Annotated in this window: 22 protein-coding genes, 1 tRNA gene and 1 pseudogene; 11 read left to right on the top strand and 13 right to left on the bottom strand. The window is 73.3% G+C overall.

Features of this window, described 5'->3' with window-relative positions:
• Positions 1-13 precede the first annotated feature (13 nt).
• Complete coding sequence (locus IE273_RS09815) at positions 14-700, bottom strand: histidine phosphatase family protein (RefSeq protein WP_189814764.1); 687 nt, start codon at positions 698-700, stop codon at positions 14-16.
• Between the two features lie 62 nt (positions 701-762).
• Between IE273_RS09815 and corA the strand changes: the two genes are divergently transcribed.
• A complete protein-coding gene (corA, locus tag IE273_RS09810) occupies positions 763-1,758 on the top strand; it encodes a magnesium/cobalt transporter CorA (RefSeq protein ID WP_189814763.1) in 996 nt (331 codons plus the stop codon).
• Positions 1,759-1,765: 7 nt separating this feature from the next.
• Here corA and IE273_RS09805 read toward each other — a convergent pair.
• Positions 1,766-1,954, bottom strand: a pseudogene (locus IE273_RS09805) (ferritin-like domain-containing protein); the annotation flags it as partial.
• 300 nt (positions 1,955-2,254) lie between these two features.
• Positions 2,255-3,310: an LLM class F420-dependent oxidoreductase gene (locus IE273_RS09800; RefSeq protein ID WP_189814762.1), complete on the bottom strand. Its 1,056-nt coding sequence runs from the start codon at positions 3,308-3,310 to the stop codon at positions 2,255-2,257.
• Positions 3,311-3,542: 232 nt separating this feature from the next.
• Here IE273_RS09800 and IE273_RS09795 point away from each other — a divergent pair, with 232 nt between their 5' ends.
• Together IE273_RS09795 and IE273_RS09790 are read left to right on the top strand one after the other, a co-directional pair.
• On the top strand, positions 3,543-4,526 hold the full coding sequence (locus IE273_RS09795) for an aldo/keto reductase (protein WP_189814761.1): 984 nt from the start codon (positions 3,543-3,545) through the stop codon (positions 4,524-4,526).
• Complete coding sequence (locus tag IE273_RS09790; protein WP_189814760.1) at positions 4,523-6,922, top strand: helix-hairpin-helix domain-containing protein; 2,400 nt, start codon at positions 4,523-4,525, stop codon at positions 6,920-6,922. Before IE273_RS09795 ends, IE273_RS09790 begins: the two co-directional genes overlap by 4 nt.
• Positions 6,923-7,067: 145 nt before the next feature.
• Here the strand turns inward: IE273_RS09790 and IE273_RS09785 are convergent, their stop codons facing one another.
• On the bottom strand, positions 7,068-7,754 hold the full coding sequence (locus tag IE273_RS09785) for a hypothetical protein (protein ID WP_189814759.1): 687 nt from the start codon (positions 7,752-7,754) through the stop codon (positions 7,068-7,070).
• Between the two features lie 47 nt (positions 7,755-7,801).
• On the opposite strand from IE273_RS09785, the gene IE273_RS09780 reads away from it, so the two are divergent.
• Positions 7,802-7,990, top strand: coding sequence for a DUF5703 family protein (locus IE273_RS09780; RefSeq protein ID WP_014671721.1), 189 nt, complete (start codon positions 7,802-7,804; stop codon positions 7,988-7,990).
• 76 nt (positions 7,991-8,066) lie between these two features.
• Here the strand turns inward: IE273_RS09780 and IE273_RS44935 are convergent, their stop codons facing one another.
• The 3 genes from IE273_RS44935 to IE273_RS09765 all read right to left on the bottom strand — a co-directional run bounded on the left by IE273_RS44935 (position 8,067) and on the right by IE273_RS09765 (position 10,703).
• A complete protein-coding gene (locus IE273_RS44935; protein WP_189814758.1) occupies positions 8,067-8,864 on the bottom strand; it encodes a chaplin in 798 nt (265 codons plus the stop codon).
• A 116-nt stretch (positions 8,865-8,980) separates the two neighbouring features.
• The gene (gene chpH / locus IE273_RS09770) at positions 8,981-9,214 is read right to left on the bottom strand and encodes a chaplin ChpH (protein ID WP_014671723.1); all 234 of its coding nucleotides are present in this window, start codon (positions 9,212-9,214) and stop codon (positions 8,981-8,983) included.
• A gap of 163 nt (positions 9,215-9,377) precedes the next feature.
• Positions 9,378-10,703, bottom strand: coding sequence for a M20/M25/M40 family metallo-hydrolase (locus IE273_RS09765; protein ID WP_189814757.1), 1,326 nt, complete (start codon positions 10,701-10,703; stop codon positions 9,378-9,380).
• 213 nt (positions 10,704-10,916) lie between these two features.
• Between IE273_RS09765 and IE273_RS09760 the strand changes: the two genes are divergently transcribed.
• Positions 10,917-11,004: transfer RNA gene (locus tag IE273_RS09760), tRNA-Leu, on the top strand.
• A gap of 62 nt (positions 11,005-11,066) precedes the next feature.
• Positions 11,067-12,794, top strand: coding sequence for a DNA polymerase/3'-5' exonuclease PolX (polX, locus tag IE273_RS09755; RefSeq protein WP_189814756.1), 1,728 nt, complete (start codon positions 11,067-11,069; stop codon positions 12,792-12,794).
• An 11-nt stretch (positions 12,795-12,805) separates the two neighbouring features.
• Here the strand turns inward: polX and IE273_RS09750 are convergent, their stop codons facing one another.
• The 3 genes from IE273_RS09750 to IE273_RS09740 are packed head-to-tail and all read right to left on the bottom strand — an operon-like array spanning position 12,806 to position 15,580.
• Positions 12,806-13,924 carry a CapA family protein gene (locus IE273_RS09750; protein ID WP_189814755.1) on the bottom strand — a complete coding sequence of 373 codons (1,119 nt, stop codon included), beginning with the start codon at positions 13,922-13,924 and terminating at the stop codon, positions 12,806-12,808.
• Between the two features lie 31 nt (positions 13,925-13,955).
• Positions 13,956-15,260 (bottom strand): phosphoribosyltransferase family protein, encoded by a 1,305-nt coding sequence (locus IE273_RS09745; protein ID WP_189814754.1) that lies wholly within the window; start codon positions 15,258-15,260, stop codon positions 13,956-13,958.
• Positions 15,261-15,271: 11 nt separating this feature from the next.
• On the bottom strand, positions 15,272-15,580 hold the full coding sequence (locus IE273_RS09740; protein ID WP_189814753.1) for a dsRBD fold-containing protein: 309 nt from the start codon (positions 15,578-15,580) through the stop codon (positions 15,272-15,274).
• Positions 15,581-15,754: 174 nt separating this feature from the next.
• On the opposite strand from IE273_RS09740, the gene IE273_RS09735 reads away from it, so the two are divergent.
• On the top strand, positions 15,755-16,132 hold the full coding sequence (locus IE273_RS09735; RefSeq protein WP_189814752.1) for a YchJ family protein: 378 nt from the start codon (positions 15,755-15,757) through the stop codon (positions 16,130-16,132).
• 22 nt (positions 16,133-16,154) lie between these two features.
• Here the strand turns inward: IE273_RS09735 and IE273_RS09730 are convergent, their stop codons facing one another.
• On the bottom strand, positions 16,155-16,856 hold the full coding sequence (locus IE273_RS09730) for a FadR/GntR family transcriptional regulator (RefSeq protein ID WP_189814751.1): 702 nt from the start codon (positions 16,854-16,856) through the stop codon (positions 16,155-16,157).
• A gap of 139 nt (positions 16,857-16,995) precedes the next feature.
• Here IE273_RS09730 and IE273_RS09725 point away from each other — a divergent pair, with 139 nt between their 5' ends.
• The 4 genes from IE273_RS09725 to IE273_RS09710 are packed head-to-tail and all read left to right on the top strand — an operon-like array spanning position 16,996 to position 20,765.
• Complete coding sequence (locus IE273_RS09725; RefSeq protein WP_041665056.1) at positions 16,996-17,523, top strand: gluconokinase; 528 nt, start codon at positions 16,996-16,998, stop codon at positions 17,521-17,523.
• 38 nt (positions 17,524-17,561) lie between these two features.
• On the top strand, positions 17,562-18,959 hold the full coding sequence (locus IE273_RS09720) for a GntP family permease (protein ID WP_189814750.1): 1,398 nt from the start codon (positions 17,562-17,564) through the stop codon (positions 18,957-18,959).
• Between the two features lie 10 nt (positions 18,960-18,969).
• On the top strand, positions 18,970-19,731 hold the full coding sequence (locus IE273_RS09715; protein WP_189814749.1) for an SDR family oxidoreductase: 762 nt from the start codon (positions 18,970-18,972) through the stop codon (positions 19,729-19,731).
• 14 nt (positions 19,732-19,745) lie between these two features.
• A complete protein-coding gene (locus IE273_RS09710) occupies positions 19,746-20,765 on the top strand; it encodes an L-idonate 5-dehydrogenase (RefSeq protein ID WP_189814748.1) in 1,020 nt (339 codons plus the stop codon).
• Between the two features lie 28 nt (positions 20,766-20,793).
• On the opposite strand, the gene IE273_RS09705 is transcribed toward IE273_RS09710, so the two are convergent.
• Positions 20,794-21,420, bottom strand: a complete 627-nt coding sequence (locus IE273_RS09705; protein WP_189814747.1) for a cytochrome b/b6 domain-containing protein — start codon at positions 21,418-21,420, stop codon at positions 20,794-20,796.
• Positions 21,404-22,144 (bottom strand): molybdopterin-dependent oxidoreductase, encoded by a 741-nt coding sequence (locus IE273_RS09700; RefSeq protein WP_189814746.1) that lies wholly within the window; start codon positions 22,142-22,144, stop codon positions 21,404-21,406. Before IE273_RS09700 ends, IE273_RS09705 begins: the two co-directional genes overlap by 17 nt.
• Positions 22,145-22,248 lie beyond the last annotated feature (104 nt).

The raw sequence follows: 22,248 nt of genomic DNA, 5'->3' as shown, positions 1-22,248 counted from the left end.
CTGCGGCCGACGATCACGGTGCGCCCGCACCACCCCCGACCGGTGCGTCGCCCTCGCCGGGTTCCTCGCGCGGGGCGAGCGAGGCGAAGTCGCCGGTGTCGCCGAGGCGGACGAGGAAGGGCCGCAGGCGGGTGTAGCGGATGGCGGTGACGGAACAGGGCTCCACGGAGATCCGCTGGAAGAGATCGAGGTGAAGACCGAGGGCGTCGGCGACGAGCGCCTTGATGATGTCGCCGTGGGAGCACATCAGGTAGACGGCGTCGGCGCCGTGCTCGCGCTCCACGCGCGCGTTCCACTCGCGTACGGCCTCGGCGGCGCGGGTCTGCATGGCCCGCATGGACTCCCCGCCGGGGAAGGCGGCGGTGGACGGGTGGGCCTGGACGACCTCCATCAGCGGCTCGTCCTTCAGCTCGGCGAGCTTGCGGCCGGACCAGTCGCCGTAGTCGCACTCCCCGATCCGCTCCTCGGTGTGGGCGGACAGGCCGGGGCGGGCTTCCAGCAGGGGTTGTACGGTCTCCTGGCAGCGTTGGAGCGGGCTGGTGACGACCTCGGCGAGCGGCAGGCCGGCGAGCCGTGCGGGCAGTGCGGCGGCCTGCGCGGCGCCGCGCTCGTCCAGGGCGACGCCGGGCGTCCGCCCGGCGAGCACACCCGAGGTGTTGGCGGTGGAACGTCCGTGCCTGACGAGGATCAGCGTGGGCATGCGGACCAGGGTAGGCGCACGGAGGTGTGCGCCGGCGGCTGGGCGAAGGGAGAATACGCGGCGTGATCGTGGACTGCGCCATCTATCGGCACGGGCACCGCACCGAGGGGCCGGAGGACCTGTCCGACGCGCTCGCCGAGGCGCGGGCGGCCGGCGGCTTCGTGTGGATCGGGCTGCACGAGCCGTCCGAGCAGGAGTTCGACCTGGTCACCCAGGAGTTCGGACTGCATCCGCTGGCCGTGGAGGACGCCCTCAAGGCACATCAGCGGCCCAAGCTGGAGGTGTACGACGACTCGCTGTTCATGGTGCTGAAACCGGTCGTGTACGAGCCCGAGAGCGACGCGGTCTCCGCCGGCGAGGTGATGGTCTTCATCGGCGACTGTTTCGTGGTGACCGTCCGGCACGGCGAGTGCTCGCCGCTGGCGGCGGTGCGGCACCGGCTGGAGGAGGAGCCGGAGATGCTCGACAAGGGCCCCACCGCCGTGCTGTACGCCATCGCGGACGCCACCGTCGACCACTACCTGGAGGTGGCGACGGAGCTCCAGACCGACCTCGACGAACTGGAGGCGGAGGTGTTCCAGCCGGAGACCGGCGGTTCCCGCAACACCGCGTCCCGGATCTACACCTTCAAGCGGCAGGTCCTGGAGTTCCGCCGGGCCACCGGGCCGCTGGCGCTGCCGCTGACGCGGCTGGCCGGCACCGGCGCCATGGGCGGTGCGGTGCCCTTCGTGCACGACAAGGCGCGGCCGTTCTTCCGGGACGTGGGCGACCACCTCACGCGCGTGAACGAGTCCGTGGAGGCCCTGGACCGGCTGGTGTCGGACATCCTCTCCGCCCACCTGGCGCAGACGAGCGTGCGGCAGAACGACGACATGCGGAAGATCTCCGCGTGGGCGGCGATGGCCGCGGTCCCCACGATGATCGCGGGCATCTACGGCATGAACTTCGACCACATGCCCGAGCTGCACTGGCTGTGGTCGTATCCGGCGGTGATCGTGGTGATGGCCGTGCTGGAGGTGCTGCTGTACCGGCAGTTCAAGCGGCGCGGCTGGTTGTGAGCGCGGCTCAGGCGAACTCGGTGGCGGGTGCCGCCGGTCCGCCGAGGGCGTCGCGGCGCTCGGGCATGGTGAGGGTGACCATGCGGTGCCAGCCTGCGAGGCGCTCGTAGGCGTACAGGGCGTGGATGCCGGCCGCGAGCAGCGCGGACCTGGCCCTCGGCCAGCGGAGGATGCGGCCCATGTGGGCCATGACGGCGGGCTCTTGGCCGACAGCATGGCAGACCCCTCTCCGCAGCTCCGCCGGACTCCGCGGGAACGGATCCCGCGAAGAACGAGTCAAGTGCGGCGGGGAGGAGGCCGCAACAGGGGTACGGGCACACTGACCCGAACGGGGGGGGCGGGGAGGGCGTGCCGCTGGAGTCGGGACGGGGCGGGTGCCGCTGGGGTCGGGAAAGAAGGGGGCGCGGTCGTAACCGGGCGGTGGCGAGCGCGTTGTTCTCGGTGACGGCCGTGGCGGGGAAGGCCCCCGAGCCCCCACCACGGCCGCTGACATCCCCTACGCGAGCCCGGCGCGCTCCAGGGCCTCGCTGCCGGCCCGCAGGGAGGCGATCCGCTCGTCCAGCGTGAAGCCGGCCGGGGCCAGGCTGAGGGTGGTGACCCCGGCGGCGGCGTACGCCTTCATCCGGTCGGCGATGCGGCCCACCGAACCCAGCAGCGTGGTCTTGTCGACGAGGTCGTGCGGGATCGCGGCGGCGGCGCCCTGCTTGTCCCCGGACAGGTACTTCTGCTGGATCTCGGCCGCCTCCTTCTCGTACCCCATGCGCTGCGCGAGCCGGTTGTAGAAGTTCTGCTTGGCGCTGCCCATGCCGCCCACGTAGAGCGCGGTGTACGGCCTGAAGGTGTCCGCGAGCCGGGGCACGTCCTTGTCGTCGCCGACCGCGAGCGGCAGGGTCGGGCACACGTCGAAGCCGTCGAGGGTCAGGCCCGCCTTCTCCCGGCCGGCGCGCAGGTGGGTGATCGTGGTCTCCTCCAGGTGCTCGGCGGAGGGGAAGATCAGCAGCGCGCCGTCGGCGATCTCGCCGGTCTGCTCCAGGTTCTTCGGGCCGATCGCGGCGATGTAGAGCGGGATGTGCTCGCGCTGCGGGTGCACGGTCAGCTTGATCGGCTTGCCCGGGCCGCCCGGCAGCGGCAGTGTCCAGTGCTCGCCCTCGTACGTCAGCCGCTCCCGGCTCATCGCCCTGCGGACGATCTCCACGTATTCGCGGGTGCGGGCGAGCGGCTTGTCGAACTTGACGCCGTACCAGCCCTCGGAGACCTGCGGGCCCGAGACGCCGAGGCCCAGCCGGAACCGGCCGCCGGAGAGCGAGTCGAGCGTGGCCGCGGTCATCGCGGTCATCGCGGGCTGCCGGGCCGGAATCTGGAAGATGGCCGAGCCGACGTCGATGCGCTCGGTCTGCGCGGCGACCCAGCTGAGCACGGTGGCGGCGTCGGAGCCGTAGGCCTCGGCGGCCCAGCACACCGCGTAGCCCAGCCGGTCGGCCTCCTGCGCCACGGCCAGGTTGTCGCCGTCCATTCCGGCACCCCAGTAGCCGAGGTTGATCCCGAGCTGCATGGCCGAATCCCCTTACCCATGAGTAACGTCCCTGTGCGGCAGACCTTAGCGCGGGGGTGGGTGCCGGGGGCAGGGTGCCCGGCTCCGGCGATTCCCCGGCGGTTCGCCGGTGGTTCCCCGGCCGCGGGCCGGCGGGGGCCGGTCGCGCAGGTCCCCGGGCCCTTCGGAGCACTCCGGACGGGTTGTCCACAGGCAACCCACCGCACCGGTTCTGGCCAGTAATCTCGCGGTCATGGAGCAGAGGCATCTCGGCCGGACCGGCCTGCGCGTGTCCCGGATCGGACTCGGCACCCTCACCTGGGGCCGGGACACCGACGAGCACGACGCCGCGGACATGCTGAAGGCGTTCTGGGAAGCCGGCGGCACCCTGGTCGACACCGCGGACGTGTACGGCGACGGGGAGGCGGAGTACCTGCTGGGGCAGCTCATGGACGGTCTGGTGCCGCGCCGTGACCTGGTCATCTCCACCAAGGCGGGCAGCGTGCCCGACCCCGACCGCCGCTTCGACGGTTCGCGCGGCCATCTGCTCGCCGCGCTCGACGCCTCCCTGGCCCGCCTGGGCACCGATCACGTCGACCTGTGGCACATCCACGCCTACGACCCCGACACCCCGCTGGAGGAGACGCTCCACGCCCTCGACCTCGCGGTCGGCAGCGGCCGGGCCCGGTACGCGGGAGTGTCCAATTTCTGCGGCTGGCAGCTGGCCAAGGCGGCCACCTGGCAGCTCGCCGCGCCGGGCGTCCGGACCCGGCTCGCCAGCACACAGATGGAGTACTCGCTGCTCCAGCGGGGCGTGGAGCGCGAGGTGCTGCCCGCCGCGCTCGACCTCGGGATGGGCCTGCTGCCCTCCTCGCCGCTCGGCCGGGGCGTGCTGACCGGCAAGTACCGGCACACCACTCCCCCCGACTCGCGCGGCGCCTCCGAGCATCTGGCGCTGTTCGTGGAGCCGTATCTGGACGACACGGCGACCCGCATCGTGGACGCGGTGACGACGGCCGCCGACGGGCTCGCGGTCACCCCGCTCCAGGTGGCCCTCGCCTGGGTGCGGGACCGGCCCGGAGTGGCCGCGCCGATCGTCGGCGCGCGTAACGCACAGCAGCTCGCGGCGGCGTTGTCAGTGGAGGCCCTTAGTCTTCCTGACGAGATCTGCCGGGCGCTGGACGATGTGTCGGCGCCCGTGCACCGCTATCCCGATCACGACTGGAGCACGCTGTGAGCACGGAGCCGGAGACCACGGAGGAAGCCGGGCCGGGGACGCCGGACACACCGGGGACCACGGAGCACGGCACCGACGGGGCCGTCACGGCCGAGGGCACGACCGACACCGGCGACGCGGGTGCCGCCGGCGACTCGGGCGCGGCGGACACCGTCGGCGACGCGGACGGTGGCGGGGCCACGAGCGGCTCGGACGGCGCGGAGGCCGTCGGCGGCTCCCGCGGTACCGAGGCCACCGACGACACAGACGGCACGGATGCCGTCGACGGCTCCAGCGGTACCGAGGCCACCGACGGCTCGGACGCGGAGGACGCCGGCGGGGACTCGGCCGGGGCGGAAGCCGTCGGCGGCTCCGGCGGTGCCGGGGGCGGCTCCGACGCCGGCGAGTTGTCCGAGGCCGAGGCCGAGTTGGCCGCGCAGCGGGTCGAGCGGGAGCGGATCGAGCGGCGCAAGGCCGAGAAGAGGGCCCCGATCGACAGCGGGGCCAAGCTCAGCGGCAAGGCGGCAGACCTGCTCGCGGCGGTCCGGGCCGTGGAGAGCGGCGAGAAGCCGGTGGCCACGGTGTTCGCGGAGCCGGCACCGGCCCCGCGCCGCCCCGCCCCGGAACCGGTGCGCAGGCCCCAGCCGGCCCCCGCCCCGGCCGCGCCGAGCGGCCCCGCGCCGGAGACCGTCGACGCCGTGCGCCGCGTGCTGACCGAGGGCGGCGCGCCCGACACGCTGGCCCCCCAGGTCGCCGCGGCCCTCGGCGAGGGCGCCGACAGCGCGCTCCGGGAGGACCCCTGGCAGTTGCTCCGGGTCGGCGGCGTACGGCCGGACCAGGCCGACGGCTTCGCCCGCGCGCTGCTCGGCGCGGCCTGCGGCCCGGACGACGAGCGGCGGGGCCGGGCGCTGACCGTCTGGCTGCTGGAGCAGGCGGCCGTGGCCGGGCACACCGCCCTGGAGCTGCCCACGCTCACCGCGGCGCTCGGCAAGCAGGGCGTGCCGGACCCGGACGCGGCGGTGCAGGGCGCGCTCGCCGAGGGCGAGGCACTGGTGTTCCAGGACGCCCTGGAGGAGCCCGGCGCCGCCGCGCCCCAGGCAGGCGACGAGGACACCGACGAGGAGCCGGAGCGGCCGGTCCGGGTCCTCGTCGGCCTGGAGCGGTACGCGCTGGCCGAGGAGAGCCTCGCGGACGGCCTGGCCCGGCTGGTCAACTCCCTGGCCTTGGAGGCCGGGCATGCCTGGGAGGCCACGGCGGCCGGGTTGTCCGGCGGTGCGGCCGAGCTGGCCCGCGCGGTCGCCGGGCACGGCCTGGTGCTGCACACCGGCGGGGAGGCGGCCCGCGCCGAACCGGCCGCGCTGCTCGGCGCCGCCCGTGCGGCGGGCCTGCGGGCCTTCGCCGCCTGCCACACCCCGGACGGACGCCGGCGTCTGGCCGAGCGGCCGGGCGGGGAGCCGGCGGAGCACGGCGTGGGCACGGTCGCGGGGCTGCTGTCCGGTGCCGAGGGCCCGGGCCGCGACGCGGACGGCGCCCTGGAGCTCGACCTGCTGATCGTGCCGGACGCGCCCCAGCTCGACGTGGAGAGCGCCGCGATGCTGGTGGAGTCGCTGCCCGACGGGGCCCGGCTGCTGCTCAGCGGCGACCCCGGGGTGCTCTGGTCGGCCGGTCCGGGCCGGGTCTTCGCCGACCTGCTCGCGGCCCGTGTCTGCCCGCAGATCGCCTCCCGCGTGCCCGACCCCGGTCCGCTCGGCGAGCTGGTCTCCGGCATCGGCGTCGGTGAGCTGAACCAGGTCGCCGCGCCGGGCAAGGAGATCGTCATCGTGCCGGTGCGGGACGCGGGCGAGGCCGTGCACCGGACGGTGCAGCTGGTCGCGGACTCGGTGCCGCGGGCGATCGGCGTCCCGGCCGACCAGACCGTGGTGATCACCCCGGGCCACGGCGGCGCCGCGGGCACGCGCGCCCTCAACTCCGCCCTGAAGGAGCGCCTCAACCCCGGCCCCGGCCGGTTCGGCGGCTTCGACCCCGGCGACCGGATCGCCTACTCCCCCGCCCCGGGACGCACGGTGCCGGGTGTGGTGGTGAAGGCCGACGCCGGCGGGCTGCACCTGTCGTGCGCCGGCGTCCCCGTCGTCGTACCGCGCGAGCGGGTGGAGGGCAGTGTCCGGCACGGCTGGGCACTGACCGCGCACCAGGCGGTGGGCACTCGCTGGCCGGCGGCGGTCGTCGTGCTGCCCGGCGATGCCGAGCAGGCCCTGAGCCGTCCCTGGGTGTACACGGCGTTCGGCCGGGCGGAACGGCACCTGTCCGTCGTGCACGGCGTGGAACAGGCCCTGCCGAAGGCGGTGGCGGAGGTCCCGCCCAAGCCGCGCACGACCCGCCTTCAGACGCTGCTGCGCACGCAGGTCCCGGCGACCTGAGTCGTCGTCCGCGCGTCTTCCGCGGCAGGACTCCTCCGCACGTCCTCCTCCGTCGCGACCGGCGATCGGTCACGGCGGCGGAGTCCGGCGGTGCCGTACCGGCCCCAGGCCCAGGGCACCGCCGCCCCCGTCACGTCCGCCGCTGTCACTTCTCGGCGTTGACCGGCTCCAGGTCCCCGTCCTCGTCCTCGTCGACGAAGTCGATGTCGTCCTCGCCGTCGGAGACCTCGTCGTCGAACACCGCGCTCACATCGAACCGGCACACCACCTGCTGCGGATCGATGTGTTCGAAGGGCGCCTCCAGCCACTCCCCGGCCTCGGGCGGCTCCTCGGCCGCGGTGACCCAGAGCGTGGAGTCGCCCTCCTCCAGGCCGAACTCCTTGTGCCGGGAGGCGATCTCGTCCGGTTCGAACTCGCCGAAGAGGATGCCCAGCGCCCCCGGGACCGTCCCGGCGGCATCGTCGTCCACGACGTCGTCGTACTCCGCCGCCTCGACCCGCTGGGCCTGCGCCAGCAGCCGCTGGGGTTCCGCCACGGTGTAGTCGCGGCGGATCAGCACACTGATCGCGTTCGGCTCCTCCGGACCCGCGTACGGCGGCAGCGCTTCCTCCGCGCTCGGGATCTCGAAGGGCGTGACCTCGTCGTGGCGGTCGTAGAGCAGTTCGTCGTACGCCTCGGCGGCAGCGGCCAGCTGGTTGAACGCCTCGGACACGGCCGGGTCGTCCTCCCCCGACCTGCGTTCGACCGCGGCGAGATGACGGTCGAGCGCGGTCTTGACGGCCTCGGCGGCGGCGCGTACCTCGGCAGCGGTGGGCTGCGCAGCATCAGACATAGTGCAGACGCTATCCGTACCGGGCACCAGCCCGCACAATAGATGCGATGCCGGAATACGAATTTGTCGACGTGTACGTACCTCGCGGGGTGTCCCGCAAGGAAGCCACACGTCTGCTGACGGACCATGCCGAGTACGGACACTGGGAGTTGGACCGACTGAGCCTGTTGCGCGACGGCAGTCGCAGGGTGCGGTTGCGCCGACGGATCATCCGCCAGGTGCGCGCGACATGGTGAGCGTGATCACAGGATGAACATGCACAGATGAACGGAGCGGGCCCCGCCGACTCGGCAGGGCCCGCTCCGTCTCGCCTCACGCCCCGGCGCGCGCCTTGCGGTAGAGCACCGCGCCCGCGAGCAGCGCGCCCGCGCCGGCCGGCAGGGCGATGCCGAGCGGCACCTCACTGCCCGTGTGGGCGAGCTGGGCGGTGCCCAGGGGCCGGCCGGAGCGGCCCACCTGGGCCTTGACCTGGGACGTACCGTGCGTCCCGGAGCCGCCCCCGCCGGTCGGGGAGCCGGTGCCGGGGTGGCCCGGATTGCCGGGCTGCCCGGGATGACCCGGCTGCCCGGGCTCACCGGGCTTCGCCGGCTGCCCAGGGTGGCCCGGGTGACCGGGGTGGCCCGGGTGACCGGGGTGCCCCGGATGACCTGGCTGCCCCGGCGGATTGCCGTACCCGCCTTCGTCGGCGCAGTCGTTCCCCACCGCGGTGTTGCCCACCCCGATGACGTCGACGCTGTTGCCGCACACGTTCACCGGGACGTCGACCGGCACCTGCACGGTGTTGCCGGAGCCGACGCCCGGCGACCCGCCGGTGTGGCCGCCCGCGTGCGAGCCGCCGGAGCCGCTGTGGTGACCCCCCGGGGCGCCGCCGCCATGGGCGCACTTGTTGCCCACCGACGGATTCAGGAGCCCGACGACGTTCACGGTGTTGCCGCAGATGTTCACCGGCGCGTGCACGGGCGCCTGCACCGTGTTGCCGGACAGTACGCCGGGCGAGCCCACGGCGGAGCCCGCCGCGCCCGAGTCGGCGTGCGCGTAGCCGCCCGCGGCGGCGATGACACCGGTCGCGGCGGCCATGGTCATCAGGCCCTTGCGCGTGCCCTGTCGCATGCTGATTCCCCCCTGCCTTCCATGTCTTCGATCCTCGAAGACCGGTCGGCCTCGGAGCGCATGGCGCGCGCTCCGAGGCCGACGGCCCGTAAAAGACGCCCCTCAGGGAGCCGGCGTCACTTGTTGACGCAGGCGTTGCCGAAGGCGGGGTTCAGGAGCCCGATCACGTTGATCGTGTTGCCGCACACGTTCACCGGGACGTGCACGGGCACCTGGATGACGTTGCCGGAGACGACGCCCGGGGAGTGCACGGCGGCACCCTGGGCACCGGAGTCGGCGACGGCCAGGCCCGCGCCCGCGAGAACCAGCCCACCGGTGGCAGCCGCAGCAGCGACGACCTTCTTGATCATTCTTCCTCCTAGTTGGCAATGCGACCCCAAGGCGCGGGGTCACATCAGAGGCAACGAGGAGGGGCTGATGAAGCTACGAGCCTATCGTCGCATTCACCCTTCTCAGTCGATCTCGTACGGCTGCCCGATTACCGCGGTGCGGGCCCCGGGCGGGGGCCCGGACTCACGACGCGTCGATGAACCGGTCGAGTACGCGGACGCCGAACTGGAGGCCGTCCACCGGCACCCGCTCGTCCACGCCGTGGAACATGCCGGCGAAGTCCAGCTCCGGCGGCAGCTTCAGCGGCGCGAAGCCGAAGCCGCGGATGCCGAGGTCGTCGAAGGACTTGGCGTCGGTGCCGCCGGAGAGCATGTACGGGATCGCCTTGGCCGTCGGGTCCTCGGCGAGCAGCGCGGCCTGCATGGCCTCGACCAGGGCGCCGTCGAAGGTGGTCTCGACGGCCTTGTCCGCGTGCACGTCCTCGCGGCGGACCCGCGGGCCGAGCAGCCGGTCGAGGTCGGCGAGGAACTCCTCCTCGTGGCCGGGCAGGAACCGTCCGTCGATGTGCGCGGTGGCCTCGCCCGGGATGACGTTGACCTTGTAGCCGGCGGTCAGCTGGGTGGGGTTGGCGGTGTTGCTCAGGGTCGCGCCGATGAGCTTGGCGATGCCGCCGAGCTTGGCGAGGGTGGACTCCATGTCCTCCGGGTCCAGCTCGGTGCCGAGCGCGTCGCCGAGTTCGTCGAGGAAGGCCCGGGTGGTCTTGGTGACCCGGACCGGGAACTTGTGCCGGCCGACCCGGGCGACGGCCTCGGACAGCTCGGTGATGGCGTTGTCGCGGTGGATCATCGAGCCGTGCCCGGCGGTCCCGGCCACGGTCAGCTTCATCCAGTGCATGCCCTTCTCGGCCGTCTGGATCAGGTAGAGCCGCCGCTGCTCGTCCACGGTGAAGGAGAAGCCGCCGACCTCGCTGATCGCCTCGGTCACGCCCTCGAACAGCTCGGGGTGGTGGTCGACCAGGTACCGGGCGCCGTACGTGCCGCCGGCCTCCTCGTCGGCGAGGAAGGCGACGACGATGTCGCGCGGCGGCCGGCGCCCGCCGCGCAGCCGGTCGCGGACGACCGCCAGCGTCATGGCGTCCATGTCCTTCATGTCGACGGCCCCGCGTCCCCACACGCAGCCGTCGGCGATCTCGCCGGAGAACGGGTGGTGGGTCCAGTCGACCGCGTTGGCCGGTACGACGTCCAGGTGGCCGTGGATGAGCAGCGCGGGCCGGGACGGGTCCTCGCCCTCGATGCGGGCCACCGTGGAGGCACGGCCGGGATGCGACTCGTAGATCTTCGGCTCCAGCCCGACCTCGGCGAGCTTCTCGGCGACCCACTCGGCGGCCTTGCGCTCGCCGGGGCCGGAGTGGTCGCCGTAGTTGCTGGTGTCGAACCGGATCAGCTCGCGGCAGAGGTCCACGACCTCGTCCTCGCCGGTGACGCTCCTGGCCGTGTCCGTCTCGCTCACGCTGCTTCCTCCCACTGTCACTGCTGGTGGTCCCTGCCATCCTCTCTCCGGCGCCGCCCCGGGCCCAAGACCGGTCCCGGCCCGTCACACGCCGTTCACGCGCGACCGGCCCCCGGACCGGGGGGTGATCAGCCACCCTCGAAAGCCTGGTAATGTTTCCTTCGTCGCCGCGAGGGAAACCCCGCCGGGGAAACCTCGCACGACAGACACCTTGTCCGGGTGGCGGAATGGCAGACGCGCTAGCTTGAGGTGCTAGTGCCCTTTATCGGGCGTGGGGGTTCAAGTCCCCCCTCGGACACCAGTGAGGCCCCTGCTCGGCGGGGGCCTTTCGCGTGCCTCGGTGCCGCTACCTAGACTTGAGGGGTGGCCCGTCGCAACGACGAGGTCGAGGCGCTCCTCCAGGAGTACGCCGATCTCATCGCGATCACCGGAGGCGACGCGTTCAAGGCGCGCGCCTACGAGAAGGCGGCGCGGGCGATCGGCGGGTATCCGGTGGACGTCTCGGCGCTGGACGCCGACGGGCTGCGGGAGATCCCGAACGTGGGCCGGTCGATCGCCGAGAAGGTGGCCGAGTATCTGCGCACGGGCACGATGGCCGTGGTGGAGGAGCGCCGGGCGAAGATCCCGGCGGGGGTGCGGGAGCTGATCACGATCCCGACCCTGGGGCCGAAGAAGGCGCTGCGGCTCTACGAGGACCTGCACATCTCCTCGGTGAGCGAGCTGGCCGCGGCCATCGAGGCGGACGCGCTGGCCGATCTGAAGGGCTTCGGCGAGAAGACGCAGGAGAACATCCGGCACGGGATCGAGCTGCTCCGGCGGGCGGGCGCGCGGGTGCCGCTGGCTCCGGCGCTGGACACCGCCGAGGAGATCACCGCCGAGCTGTCCGCCGTGACGGGCTGCGAGCGCTGCGCGTACGCCGGTTCGCTGCGCCGGATGCGGGAGACCGTCGGCGACCTGGACGTGCTGGTCTCGGCGCGCCGGTCGGCGCCGTTCATGGACGCGCTGTGCGAGCTGCCGGTCACCGCCGAGGTGATCGCGCGGGGCGCGAAGAAGACGTCGGTGCGCACCGGCAAGGGGCTCCAGCTGGATCTGCGGGTGGTGCCGCCGGAGTCGTGGGGCGCCGCGTTGCAGTACTTCACCGGGTCCAAGGCGCACAACATCCGCACCCGGACCATCGCCGTGCACCTGGGGCTGAAGCTCTCCGAGTACGGCGTGTTCGACACCGGGAGCGGGGAGTCGCTGGCGTCCCGCACCGAGGAGGAGGTGTACGCGCGGCTCGGCCTGCCGTGGATCCCGCCGACGCTGCGCGAGGACCGCGGGGAGATCGAGGCGGCGCTGGGCGACGGCCTGCCCGAGGTGGTGACCGAGCGGGACATCCGCGGCGACCTGCACACGCACACCGATCTCACGGACGGCCTCGCCTCGCTGGAGGCGATGGTGGAGGCCGCCGCCGAGCGGGGTCACGCGTACTACGCGGTCACCGACCACGCGCCCAACCTGTACATGCAGCGCATGACGGACGAGAAGATCCTCGCCCAGCGGGAGCGGCTGCGGGAGCTGGACGGCACCCGGCGCCGGATGCGGCTGCTGCACGGCACCGAGCTGAACATCGGTCCGGACGGGGAGGTGGACTGGCCGGCGGAGTTCCTGGCCGGCTTCGATCTGTGCGTGGCCTCGCTGCACTCCCACTTCGACCTGGGCCGGGCGGCGATGACGCGGCGGCTGGTGCGGGCCTGTGAGCATCCGTACGTCAACATCATCGGGCACCCCACCACCCGGCTGATCGGCAAGCGGCCGGGGGTCGACGCCGACTGGGACGAGGTGTTCGCGGCCTGCGCGCGCACCGGCACCGCGCTGGAGGTCAACGCCCAGCCGGACCGGCTGGACCTGCGGGACGAGGACATCCTGCGGGCCAGGGCGCACGGGGTGAAGTTCGCCGTGAACACCGACGCGCACTCCGTCCCGCACCTCGCGCAGTTGCGCTACGGCGTGGCCACCGCGCAGCGCGGCTGGCTCACCGGGGAGGACGTGATCAACACCTGGACGCTGACCCGGCTGCGGAGGTTCCTGCGCAAGGGCGGGCGTGCCTGAGTGTCCGGGGGTCAGCGCAGCGCCCGTACCGTGAGCGTGCCGCCGTCGCCGTGCTCGACGCGGGTGCCGAGGGCGCGGGCGTAGCCGTCGAGGACCGTGCGCAGCCAGGCCGTGTCCTCGGCCAAGGCGTGCTCCAGGCGCAGCCGGCGCGTCCGGAGGGGCACCATCCGCAGACCGGTCAGCCGGCCGGTGCCGGGCTCGACCGAGACCAGGTACAGCAGGCGCAGGTCGTCGCGGTAGCGCTCGTAGCCGCCGATGCCCTCGTAGTCGTCGACGAGGTCGCCGCAGCCGTACAGGACGAGCCGGTCGCGGTAGACCTCCGGTGGGCGCGGATGGTGGGAGGAGTGCCCGTGGACGATGTCGACGCCCGCGTCGATCAGCGCGCGGGCGAAGCGGACCTCGTCGCGGGAGGCCGGGTAGCCCCAGTTGGGGCCCCAGTGAACGGACGCGACGACGAGGTCGCCGGGCCGCCGCCCGGTGTGTCGCAGGCGGTCGGCGAAGTCCTTCGCGGCGGCGGTGGTCGGCGCGGTGACGAGGGCCACGCCGGGGCGTTCGGCGGTGGCGGCCCAGCTGTGCGGGATGCCGCTGGACGGCATGCCGAAGGCGAAGACCAGGACGCGTCCGCCCGGCCGCAGCGGGACGGTCGCCGGGCGCCAGGCGGCGTCCGCGTCCGGGCCCGCCCCGGCGGTGCGGAGTCCGGCGGCGGCGAGTGAGTCGAGGGTCTCCGCGAGGCCGGACGGGCCGAAGTCGAGCACGTGGTTGTTGGCGAGGACGCAGACGTCGGGGCGGACCGCGGTGAGGCAGGGCAGGTTGGCCGGGTGCATCCGGTAGTGGACGGCCTTGCCGGGGGCGAAGTCGCCGTCCCGGGTGACGGCGGTCTCCAGGTTGACCACCCGTACGTCCGGGGCGGCGCGCTCCAGGACGGGCAGGGCCTCGCCCCAGGGCCAGGCGGGGTCCACGGGCCGGGGTACCGGTCCGCTCACGGTCTCCGCCAGGGCGACGTAGTCGCGGGCGTCGCGGACGTGGTCCTCGCGCAGGGCCGGGTCGCCGGGGTGCGGGAGGATCTGGTCGACGCCCCGGCCGAGCATGACGTCACCGGCGAGGAACAGGGTGACGGGCTTCTCGCCCATGGCTGCGGCCTCCTCGCCCATGGCCGCGGGCCTATACGTGCGCGGGTGCCATGTGGTCCGTGAACCAGTCACGTGCCAGCTCGGTCACCCGTTCCAGCGTGCCGGGCTCCTCGAAGAGGTGGGTGGCGCCGGGGACCACCTCCAGCCGGTTCTCGCACCGGAGTCGTGCCTGTGCCTCCCGGTTGAGGGCGAGGACCTGCGGGTCGGCGCCGCCGACGACGAGCAGGGTGGGTGCGGTCACCGCGGCCAGCCGGGGTCCGGCGAGGTCGGGCCGGCCGCCGCGGGAGACGACGGCGGCGGGGTGCGCTTCGGGGTCGGCGGCGGCCCACAGGGCGGCGGCCGCGCCGGTGCTGGCGCCGAAGAAGCCGATGGCGAGCCCTTCGGCGCCGGGTTCCTCGCGCAGCCAGCGGGTGGCGTCCAGCAGCCGTCCGGCCAGCAGGGCGATGTCGAAGACGTTGCCCCGGTCGGCCTCCTCCGCGTCGGTGAGCAGGTCGAACAGCAGGGTGCCGAGGCCGGCCCGGTGCAGCCCCTCGGCCACGAACCGGTTGCGCGGGCTGTGCCGGCTGCTGCCGCTGCCGTGCGCGAAGGCCACGACGCCGGTGGCGTCCTCGGGCACGGTGAGCCGCCCGCCCAGCCGGGCGCCGCCGGCGGTCACCGTCACCTCCCGGTCGGTGGAGCCGGCGCCCGCGGTGTGCCGGTGCCGGCTCGCGGCCCGGCGCAGACAGGCGGTGACCTCCTCGTCGCCGACCTGGGCGAAGTCGGCGTAGAACTGGCCGACCGCGGCGAAGTGCCACGGGGTGTCCAGGCAGACCAGTTCGTCGGCGTCCCCGCCGAGGCGCCGGGCGAAGTCCCGCGGGGCCACGGGGACGGCCAGCACGATGCGTGCGGCGTCCCTGGCGCGGGCGATCCGGCAGGCGGCCCGCGCGGTGGAGCCGGTGGCCACGCCGTCGTCCACCACGACGGCGGTCCGGCCTGCGACGGAGACGGGGGGTGCGGCGCCCCGGTAGCGCGCGGCCCGTTGCTCCAGCACCCGGCGTTCGCGTTCCTCGACCCGGGCGAGGTCCCCGGTGGAGACCCCGGTGCCGCGCAGCACCTCCTGGTTGATCACGCGGACGCCGTCCTCGCCGATCGCCCCCATGCCCAGCTCGGGCTGGTACGGCACGCCCAGTTTCCGCACCAGGCAGACGTCCAGGGGCGCGTCGAGCGCCTCGGCGACCTCGGCGGCGACCGGCACCCCTCCTCGTGGGAGCCCGAGCACCACGACGTCCTGGCCCCTGAGGTACTCCAGGCGTTGGCCCAGTCTGCGTCCCGCTTCGAGGCGGTTCGTGAAGTGCACGGCGGGCTCCTTCACTCCCGTGGCTGCCAGAGCGGCGCCGGGGCGTCCGTGTCGGCGGCTCCGGTCGCCTTCATGTCGCCGTCGGCGGCCCGCAGCAGCATGCGGCCCATGGCGATGAGCGCGCGTCCGGCGGCGAGTTCGTCGCCGATCTCCGGCATCGCCTGGTCGTAGGGGTTGCGGCGGGCCTCCGCGTGGCTCTCCAGGACGTTGTCGCCGGTGTCGAGGATGATCCGGGCCGTGGTGTCCGGGTCGTGCTCGGACAGGTACAGGTTCAGCCGCCATTCCTTGACGGCGGGACGGCTGTGCAGGGGTCCGGTCATCGTCCGCCACCTCGCTCCGCGGATCGTGCCGCGACGGGCCGCCGGCCGTCCGCCGGTCCATCGTGGCTGGTCGCGCAGTTCCCCGCGCCCCCTGAGGGGCGCTCCAGTCCGGCACTTCCACTGTGCACCCGACCCGCGGCGGACGCCTCTCCTGCTGCGGGGAGAATGTGTGCCATGACCTCGCGCACCTGCCCTTGCGGGCTCCCCCAGTCCTACGAAGCCTGCTGTGGCCGTTTCCACACCGGCGCGGCGTCCGCGCCGACGGCCGAGCTGTTGATGCGCTCGCGGTACAGCGCGTTCGTCAAGAGGGACGCGGGGTATCTGCTGCGCACCTGGCACCCCCGGACCCGGCCCGCGCGGCTGGACCTCGACCCGCGGATGCGGTGGACGGGGCTGGAGATCCTGGACACCGCCGACGGATCCGCCTTCCACAGCACCGGTACGGTGACGTTCCGTGCCTCCTACCGGGGTGGCTCGCTGCACGAGCGGAGCCGGTTCGAGCGGGTGGACGGGGCGTGGGTGTACGTGGACGGGGACTTCCCGGGCGAGTAGCCGCGGCCAGGCCGGTCCGACCCTAGGGCGCCAGGATGTCCAGTTCCTGGAGGGCGCCCACGGCGATCTGCCGGGTGAGTTCCTCCGCGCGGGGCGCGTCGCCCGCGCGGACCGCCTCGGCCACCCCTACGTGCAGGGTGACGGCCGCCGGGTCGGGGTCCTCGAACATGACCTCGTGATGGGTGCGGCCGGCCAGCACCTCCGCGACGACGTCGCCGAGGCGGGCGAACATCTCGTTGCCCGAGGCGGTGAGCACGACCCGGTGGAAGGCGATGTCGTGGACGAGGTACTTGTCCAGCTTGTGGCCGCGTGAGTTGGCCACCATGCCGAGCGCGCACTCGGTGAGTTCGGCGCACTGCTCGGCCGTGGCGTGCTGCGCGGCGAGGCCGGCCGCGACGGGTTCGATCGCGGAGCGCAGCACGGTGAGGGAGCGCAGTTGGTGCGGGCGGTCGGCGCCCGCCAGGCGCCAGCGGATGACCTGCGGGTCGTAGACGTTCCACTCGGCCTTGGGGCGGACCGTGACGCCCACCCGGCGGCGGGACTCGACCAGGTGCATGGATTCGAGCACGCGGACCGCCTCGCGCATCACGGAGCGCGACACCTCGAAGCGCTGTGCCAGTTCGTCGGTGCGCAGGACGCTGCCCGGCGGGTACTCGCCCGCGGTGATCGCGGGGCCGAGGGTGTCCAGTACATGGCCGTGCAGCCCCCGGCCCGGTGTGGTCATGCACTCAGCGTACGGCGTGGATCACAGCGACAAAAAGTCAGACTTATATGTCACAGACTCTTGAATTCGTCGTACCTAATGGGTTTCAGTGTGGCGACGCCGCAGTGGCGTCGATGTCGAGGAAGACAGCGAGGCAGTGATGCGAACCCCCCAGGTCGTCGTCGTGATGGGCGTCGCGGGGACGGGCAAGACCACGATCGGTCCCTTGCTCGCCGCGCGGCTGGGCGTCCCGTACGCCGAGGGCGACGACTTCCACCCCCAGGCCAACATCGACAAGATGTCGGCCGGGATCCCGCTCGACGACGCCGACCGGTGGCCGTGGCTGGAGGCCATCGGGCACTGGGCGCACGGCCGGGCCGGACTGGGCGGGGTGGTCAGCAGCTCGGCGCTGAAGCGGTCGTACCGCGACCGGCTCCGGGCCGTGGCCCCCGGGGTCGTGTTCCTGCACCTGACGGGCGACCGGCAGCTGATCGAGGAGCGGATGTCGCAGCGCCAGGGGCACTTCATGCCCACCGCGCTGCTGGACTCCCAGTTCGCGACGCTCCAGCCCCTGGAGCCGGACGAGGCGGGAGTCGCCGTGGACGTCAGCGGCAGCCCCCAGGAGATCACCGAGCGCGCCGTACAGGCACTCGACCTGCTTCCCGACACCGCGGGCAGCGCTCAGTAGCGCCCGTCAGAACACCCCGTAACCGCAAGGGAACCCCCGTGACCAGACTCAGCGTCGAGATGCTGGCAGCGGACGCGCCTGCGCCGATCACCTCCGCCGGACACGCCCAACTGGGCATAGCCGTCCTGGTGGGCATCGCAGTCATCGTCCTGCTCATCACCAAGTTCAAGCTCCATGCCTTCCTGGCGCTGACCATCGGGTCACTGGCGCTCGGGGCGGTCGCCGGGGCGCCGCTGGACAAGGCCATCACCAGCTTCACCACCGGACTCGGCTCCACCGTGGCCGGCGTCGGCGTCCTGATCGCGCTCGGGGCGATCCTGGGCAAGCTGCTCGCCGACTCCGGCGGTGCCGACGAGATCGTGGACACGATCCTCGCCAAGGCCGGCGGGCGCGCCATGCCCTGGGCGATGGTGCTGATCGCCTCCGTGATCGGCCTGCCCCTGTTCTTCGAGGTCGGCATCGTGCTGCTGATCCCGGTCGTGCTGATGGTCGCCAAGCGCGGCAACTACTCCCTGATGCGCATCGGCATCCCGGCGCTCGCCGGTCTGTCCGTGATGCACGGCCTGATCCCGCCGCACCCCGGCCCGCTGGTCGCCATCGACGCGGTCAAGGCCAACCTGGGCGTGACCCTGGCGCTCGGCATCCTGGTCGCCATCCCGACGGTGATCATCGCCGGTCCGCTGTTCTCGAAGGTCGCGGCCCGCTGGGTGGACGTGCCGGCACCCGACCGGATGCTGCCGCAGCGCGCCTCGGAGGAGCTGGAGCGCCGTCCCGGCTTCGGCGCGACGCTCGCCACCGTGCTGCTCCCTGTGGTGCTGATGCTGGCCAAGGCGCTGGTGGACATCGTCATCGACGACGCCACGGACACGACCCAGCGTGTCTTCGACGTCGTCGGCTCCCCGCTGATCGCGCTGCTCGCCGCCGTGATCGTCGGCTTCTTCACGCTGGGCCGGCCCGCCGGGTTCACCAAGGACCGGCTCCAGCAGACCGTCGAGAAGGGCCTCATGCCCATCGCCGGCATCCTGCTGATCGTGGGCGCGGGCGGCGGCTTCAAGCAGACGCTGATCGACTCGGGCGTGGGCCAGATGATCCTGGACATCTCCAGGGACTGGTCGATCCCGGCGCTGCTGCTGGCCTGGCTGATCGCGGTGGCGATCCGGCTGGCGACCGGCTCGGCGACGGTGGCGACGGTCTCGGCGGCCGGCCTGGTCGCGCCGCTCGCGGCCGACATGTCGACCACGCACGCGGCCCTGCTCGTCCTGGCCGTCGGCGCGGGCTCGCTGTTCTTCAGCCATGTCAACGACGCCGGTTTCTGGCTGGTGAAGGAGTACTTCGGGCTGAGCGTCGGGCAGACCGTGAAGACCTGGTCGGTGATGGAGACGATCATCTCGGTGGTCGCCGGCGGCCTGGTACTGCTCCTCTCCCTGATCATCTAGGGGTACGGCGATGACGGCTCACCCCCTCTTCGACATCAGCGGCCGTACGGCCCTGGTCACCGGGTCCAGCCGGGGCATCGGCCTCGCGCTGGCCCGGGGCCTGGCCGAGGCCGGCTGCACGGTGGTCCTCAACGGGCGCGACGCCGGCCGGCTGGCCGAGGCCGCGGCGGACCTTCCCGGTGAGGTGCGTACGGCGGTGTTCGACGTGACCGACGGTCCGGCCGTGGCCGCCGGGATCGCGGACGTCGAGGAGCGGGTGGGCCCGCTCGACATCCTGGTCAACAACGCGGGCATGCAACTGCGCGCCCCGCTGCTGGAGTTCGCGGACGCCGACTGGCACCGCATCCTGGACACCAACCTCACCAGCGCGTTCCTCGTCGGCCGGGAGGCCGCCCGGCGGATGACGGCACGCGGGCACGGCAAGATCATCAATATCTGCTCGTTGCAGAGCGAGGTGGTCCGCCCGGGCATCGCGCCGTACGCGGCGACCAAGGGCGCGCTGAAGATGCTCACCAAGGGCATGTGCGCCGACTGGGGGCCGTACGGCGTCCAGGTCAACGGCCTCGGCCCCGGCTACATCGAGACCGAGCTGACCCGGCCCCTGGTGGAGGACGAGGAGTTCAGCGCGTGGGTGCGCCGCCGCACCCCGGCCGGACGCTGGGGCCGTACCGAGGACCTGGTGGGCGGGCTGCTCTTCCTGGCCTCGCCCGCGGCGGACTTCGTCGGCGGGCAGGTGCTGTACGTCGACGGCGGCATGACGAGCGTGCTGTGAAAGGGGCGGCGGGCGTGCTGGGGTGTGTGATCCACGGGGCCGGCGAGCTGCGGGTGGAGGAGCTGCCGCCCCCTCGGGCCGGGTCCGGCGAGGCGCTGGTGGCGGTCCGGTACGGCGGGGTGTGCGGGTCCGATCTGCACTACTGGCGGCACGGCGGGGTCGGGGACTTCCGGCTCCGCGAGCCGATGGTGCTCGGGCACGAGGTGGTCGGCACGGTGGTGTCCTACGGCCCCGGTGCCACCGGTCCCGCCCCGGGTACGGCGGTCGCCGTGCACCCGGCCACGCCGTGCGGGGTGTGCCCGGAGTGCGCCGAGGGACGGGCGAACGTGTGCCGCGACACGCGCTACCTGGGCAGTGCGGCGCGGTTTCCACATGTGCAGGGCGGCTTCGCCGGCCAAGTGGCCGTTCCCGCACGCCAGTTGAGGGCACTGCCGGACGGGCTCGGGCTGCGCCGGGCCGCGCTGGCCGAGCCCCTGTCGGTGGCGCTGCACGCGGTGCGGCGGGCCGGGGAGGTGGCCGGACGTCATGTGCTGGTCACCGGGGCCGGGCCGATCGGGTGCCTGGTCGTCGCGGCGGCGAAGGCGGCGGGCGCGGCGCGGGTGACGGTCACCGACCTGGTGCCCGAGGCGCTGGGGTACGCGGCCGTCGCCGGTGCCGACACGCTCGTACGGGCCGACGATCCGGACGATCCCGGGTGGCCGGCGGAGGTGGACGTGGCCGTGGAGGCCTCGGGGGTGGCCGCCGGACTGGACACCTGTCTGCGGCGGGTGCGGCGCGGCGGTGTGGTCGTCCAGCTCGGGATGCTGCCCGCCGGGCGTACGCCGTTCGCCGGGAACCTGGTGGTGAGCCGGGAGATCGACCTGCGGGGCGCGTTCCGGTTCGACGCCGAGTTCGACGACGCGCTGGAACTGCTCGCAGCCCGGGGCGAGTTCGACGGGCTGATCAGCTCCGTGGTCCCCGTGACAGCGGCCGGCTCCGCGTTCGCGCTGGCCGCCGACCGGGAGCGGTCCTGCAAGGTGCTGCTGGAGTTCTGAGCGGGTGGGGTTCCGAGCGGGACAAGGGCTACGGGCGCCAGAGCGGGTGTTCCCGGTTCGCCCACTCCTCGCTCACCGTTCCCGTCCGCAGCCCCCGTCTCGCCTCCGGGTCCCCGAGGGCCATGCCGATGTGGCCGGCCAGGACCACGCCGATCGTCAGGGCCAGCCAGTCGTGGACGAAGGTCGCCGAGGTACGCCACATCAGCGGGGTGAGACGGGTGAACCACATCATCAGGCCGGTGCCGAGCATGACCAGGGTCGCGCCGGCGATCCACGCGGCGTAGACCTTCTGGCCGGCGTTGAACTTGCCCGCGGGGCGCGAGCCGTGGCGCCGGTCGCGGCGCGACGCGGCGCGCAGCCAGACCCGGTCGTGCGGGCCGAAGCGGTTGAGGAAGCGCAGGTCGGCGCGGAAGGCGCGGGAGGCCAGGCCCAGCAGGACCGGCACCGGCAGCGCGAGCCCCGCGCACTCGTGCACCCGGACGACCAGTTCCCGGCGGCCGACCAGGACCGCCAGTTGCGGGACGTAGAGGACGGCCGCGGTCACCACGCACACGCCCATCAGCGCGGCCGTCGCGCGGTGCACCCAGCGTTCGGCGCGGGTGAAGCGGTGGACGCGGGCGCTCGGCGGGGCCGGGGTCTCAGCTCGTAGGCTCATCGCCGCGTCCGTTCGAGCGGCCGACCCAGGCGTCGACGTCGTAGCCGAGGTTCTCCCAGTAGCCCGGCTGCACCCGGTCGGTGACGGTGATGCCGGAGAGCCACTTGGCGGACTTGTAGAAGTACATGGGGGCGACGTAGAGGCGGACCGGGCCGCCGTGGTCGTGGCCGATGTCCTTGTCCTGCATGCGCAGGGCGACCAGCACGTCCGGGCGGCGCGCCTGGTCCAGGGTGAGGCTCTCGGTGTAGGTGCCGTCGAAGCAGGTGAAGCGCAGGGCCTTGGCGGAGGGGCGGACGCCCGCCGCGTCGAGCAGGTGGGACAGGCGTACGCCCTCGAAGGGGGTGCCGGGGACCCGCCAGCCGGTGACGCACTGGACGTCCTTGACCAGCCGGGTCCGCGGCAGGGCGCGCAGTTCGTCGAGGGTGTAGCCGCGCGGGTGGTCGACCAGGCCGTCGAGGGTGAGGCGGTAGTCCGCGGCGGTCTTGTGCGGCACGGACGCGGCGACGGAGTAGTAGCGGAAGCCGCCGCCGTTGGGCAGCAGACCGGTCAGACCGGTGGGGTCCTTGCCGGCGACGCCGCCGAGGAAGCCCTCGACGCCGCGTTGCAGGGCGGGTGCCGCGACCACGCCGAGCGCGCCCAGACCGAGGGTGCCGAGGAAGACGCGGCGGCCGATGGGCCGGCCGTCCCGTTCGGGTGCGTGCTCCTCGGATTGTTCAGAGTTCACGTACTCATTCGAGCACTCGGGGCCGCGTGGGGCCAGATGATCGGGCCGTCGGTCAGATTTCCGTAACCACTTCTCACCCGCGTCACCTCTTGGGTACGCCGTCC

This window comes from Streptomyces olivaceoviridis, from assembly GCF_014650115.1.
Taxonomy (GTDB): domain Bacteria; phylum Actinomycetota; class Actinomycetes; order Streptomycetales; family Streptomycetaceae; genus Streptomyces; species Streptomyces olivaceoviridis.
Note: the sequence above shows the minus strand (reverse complement) of the source record. Positions and strands in the feature narration are given on the sequence as shown.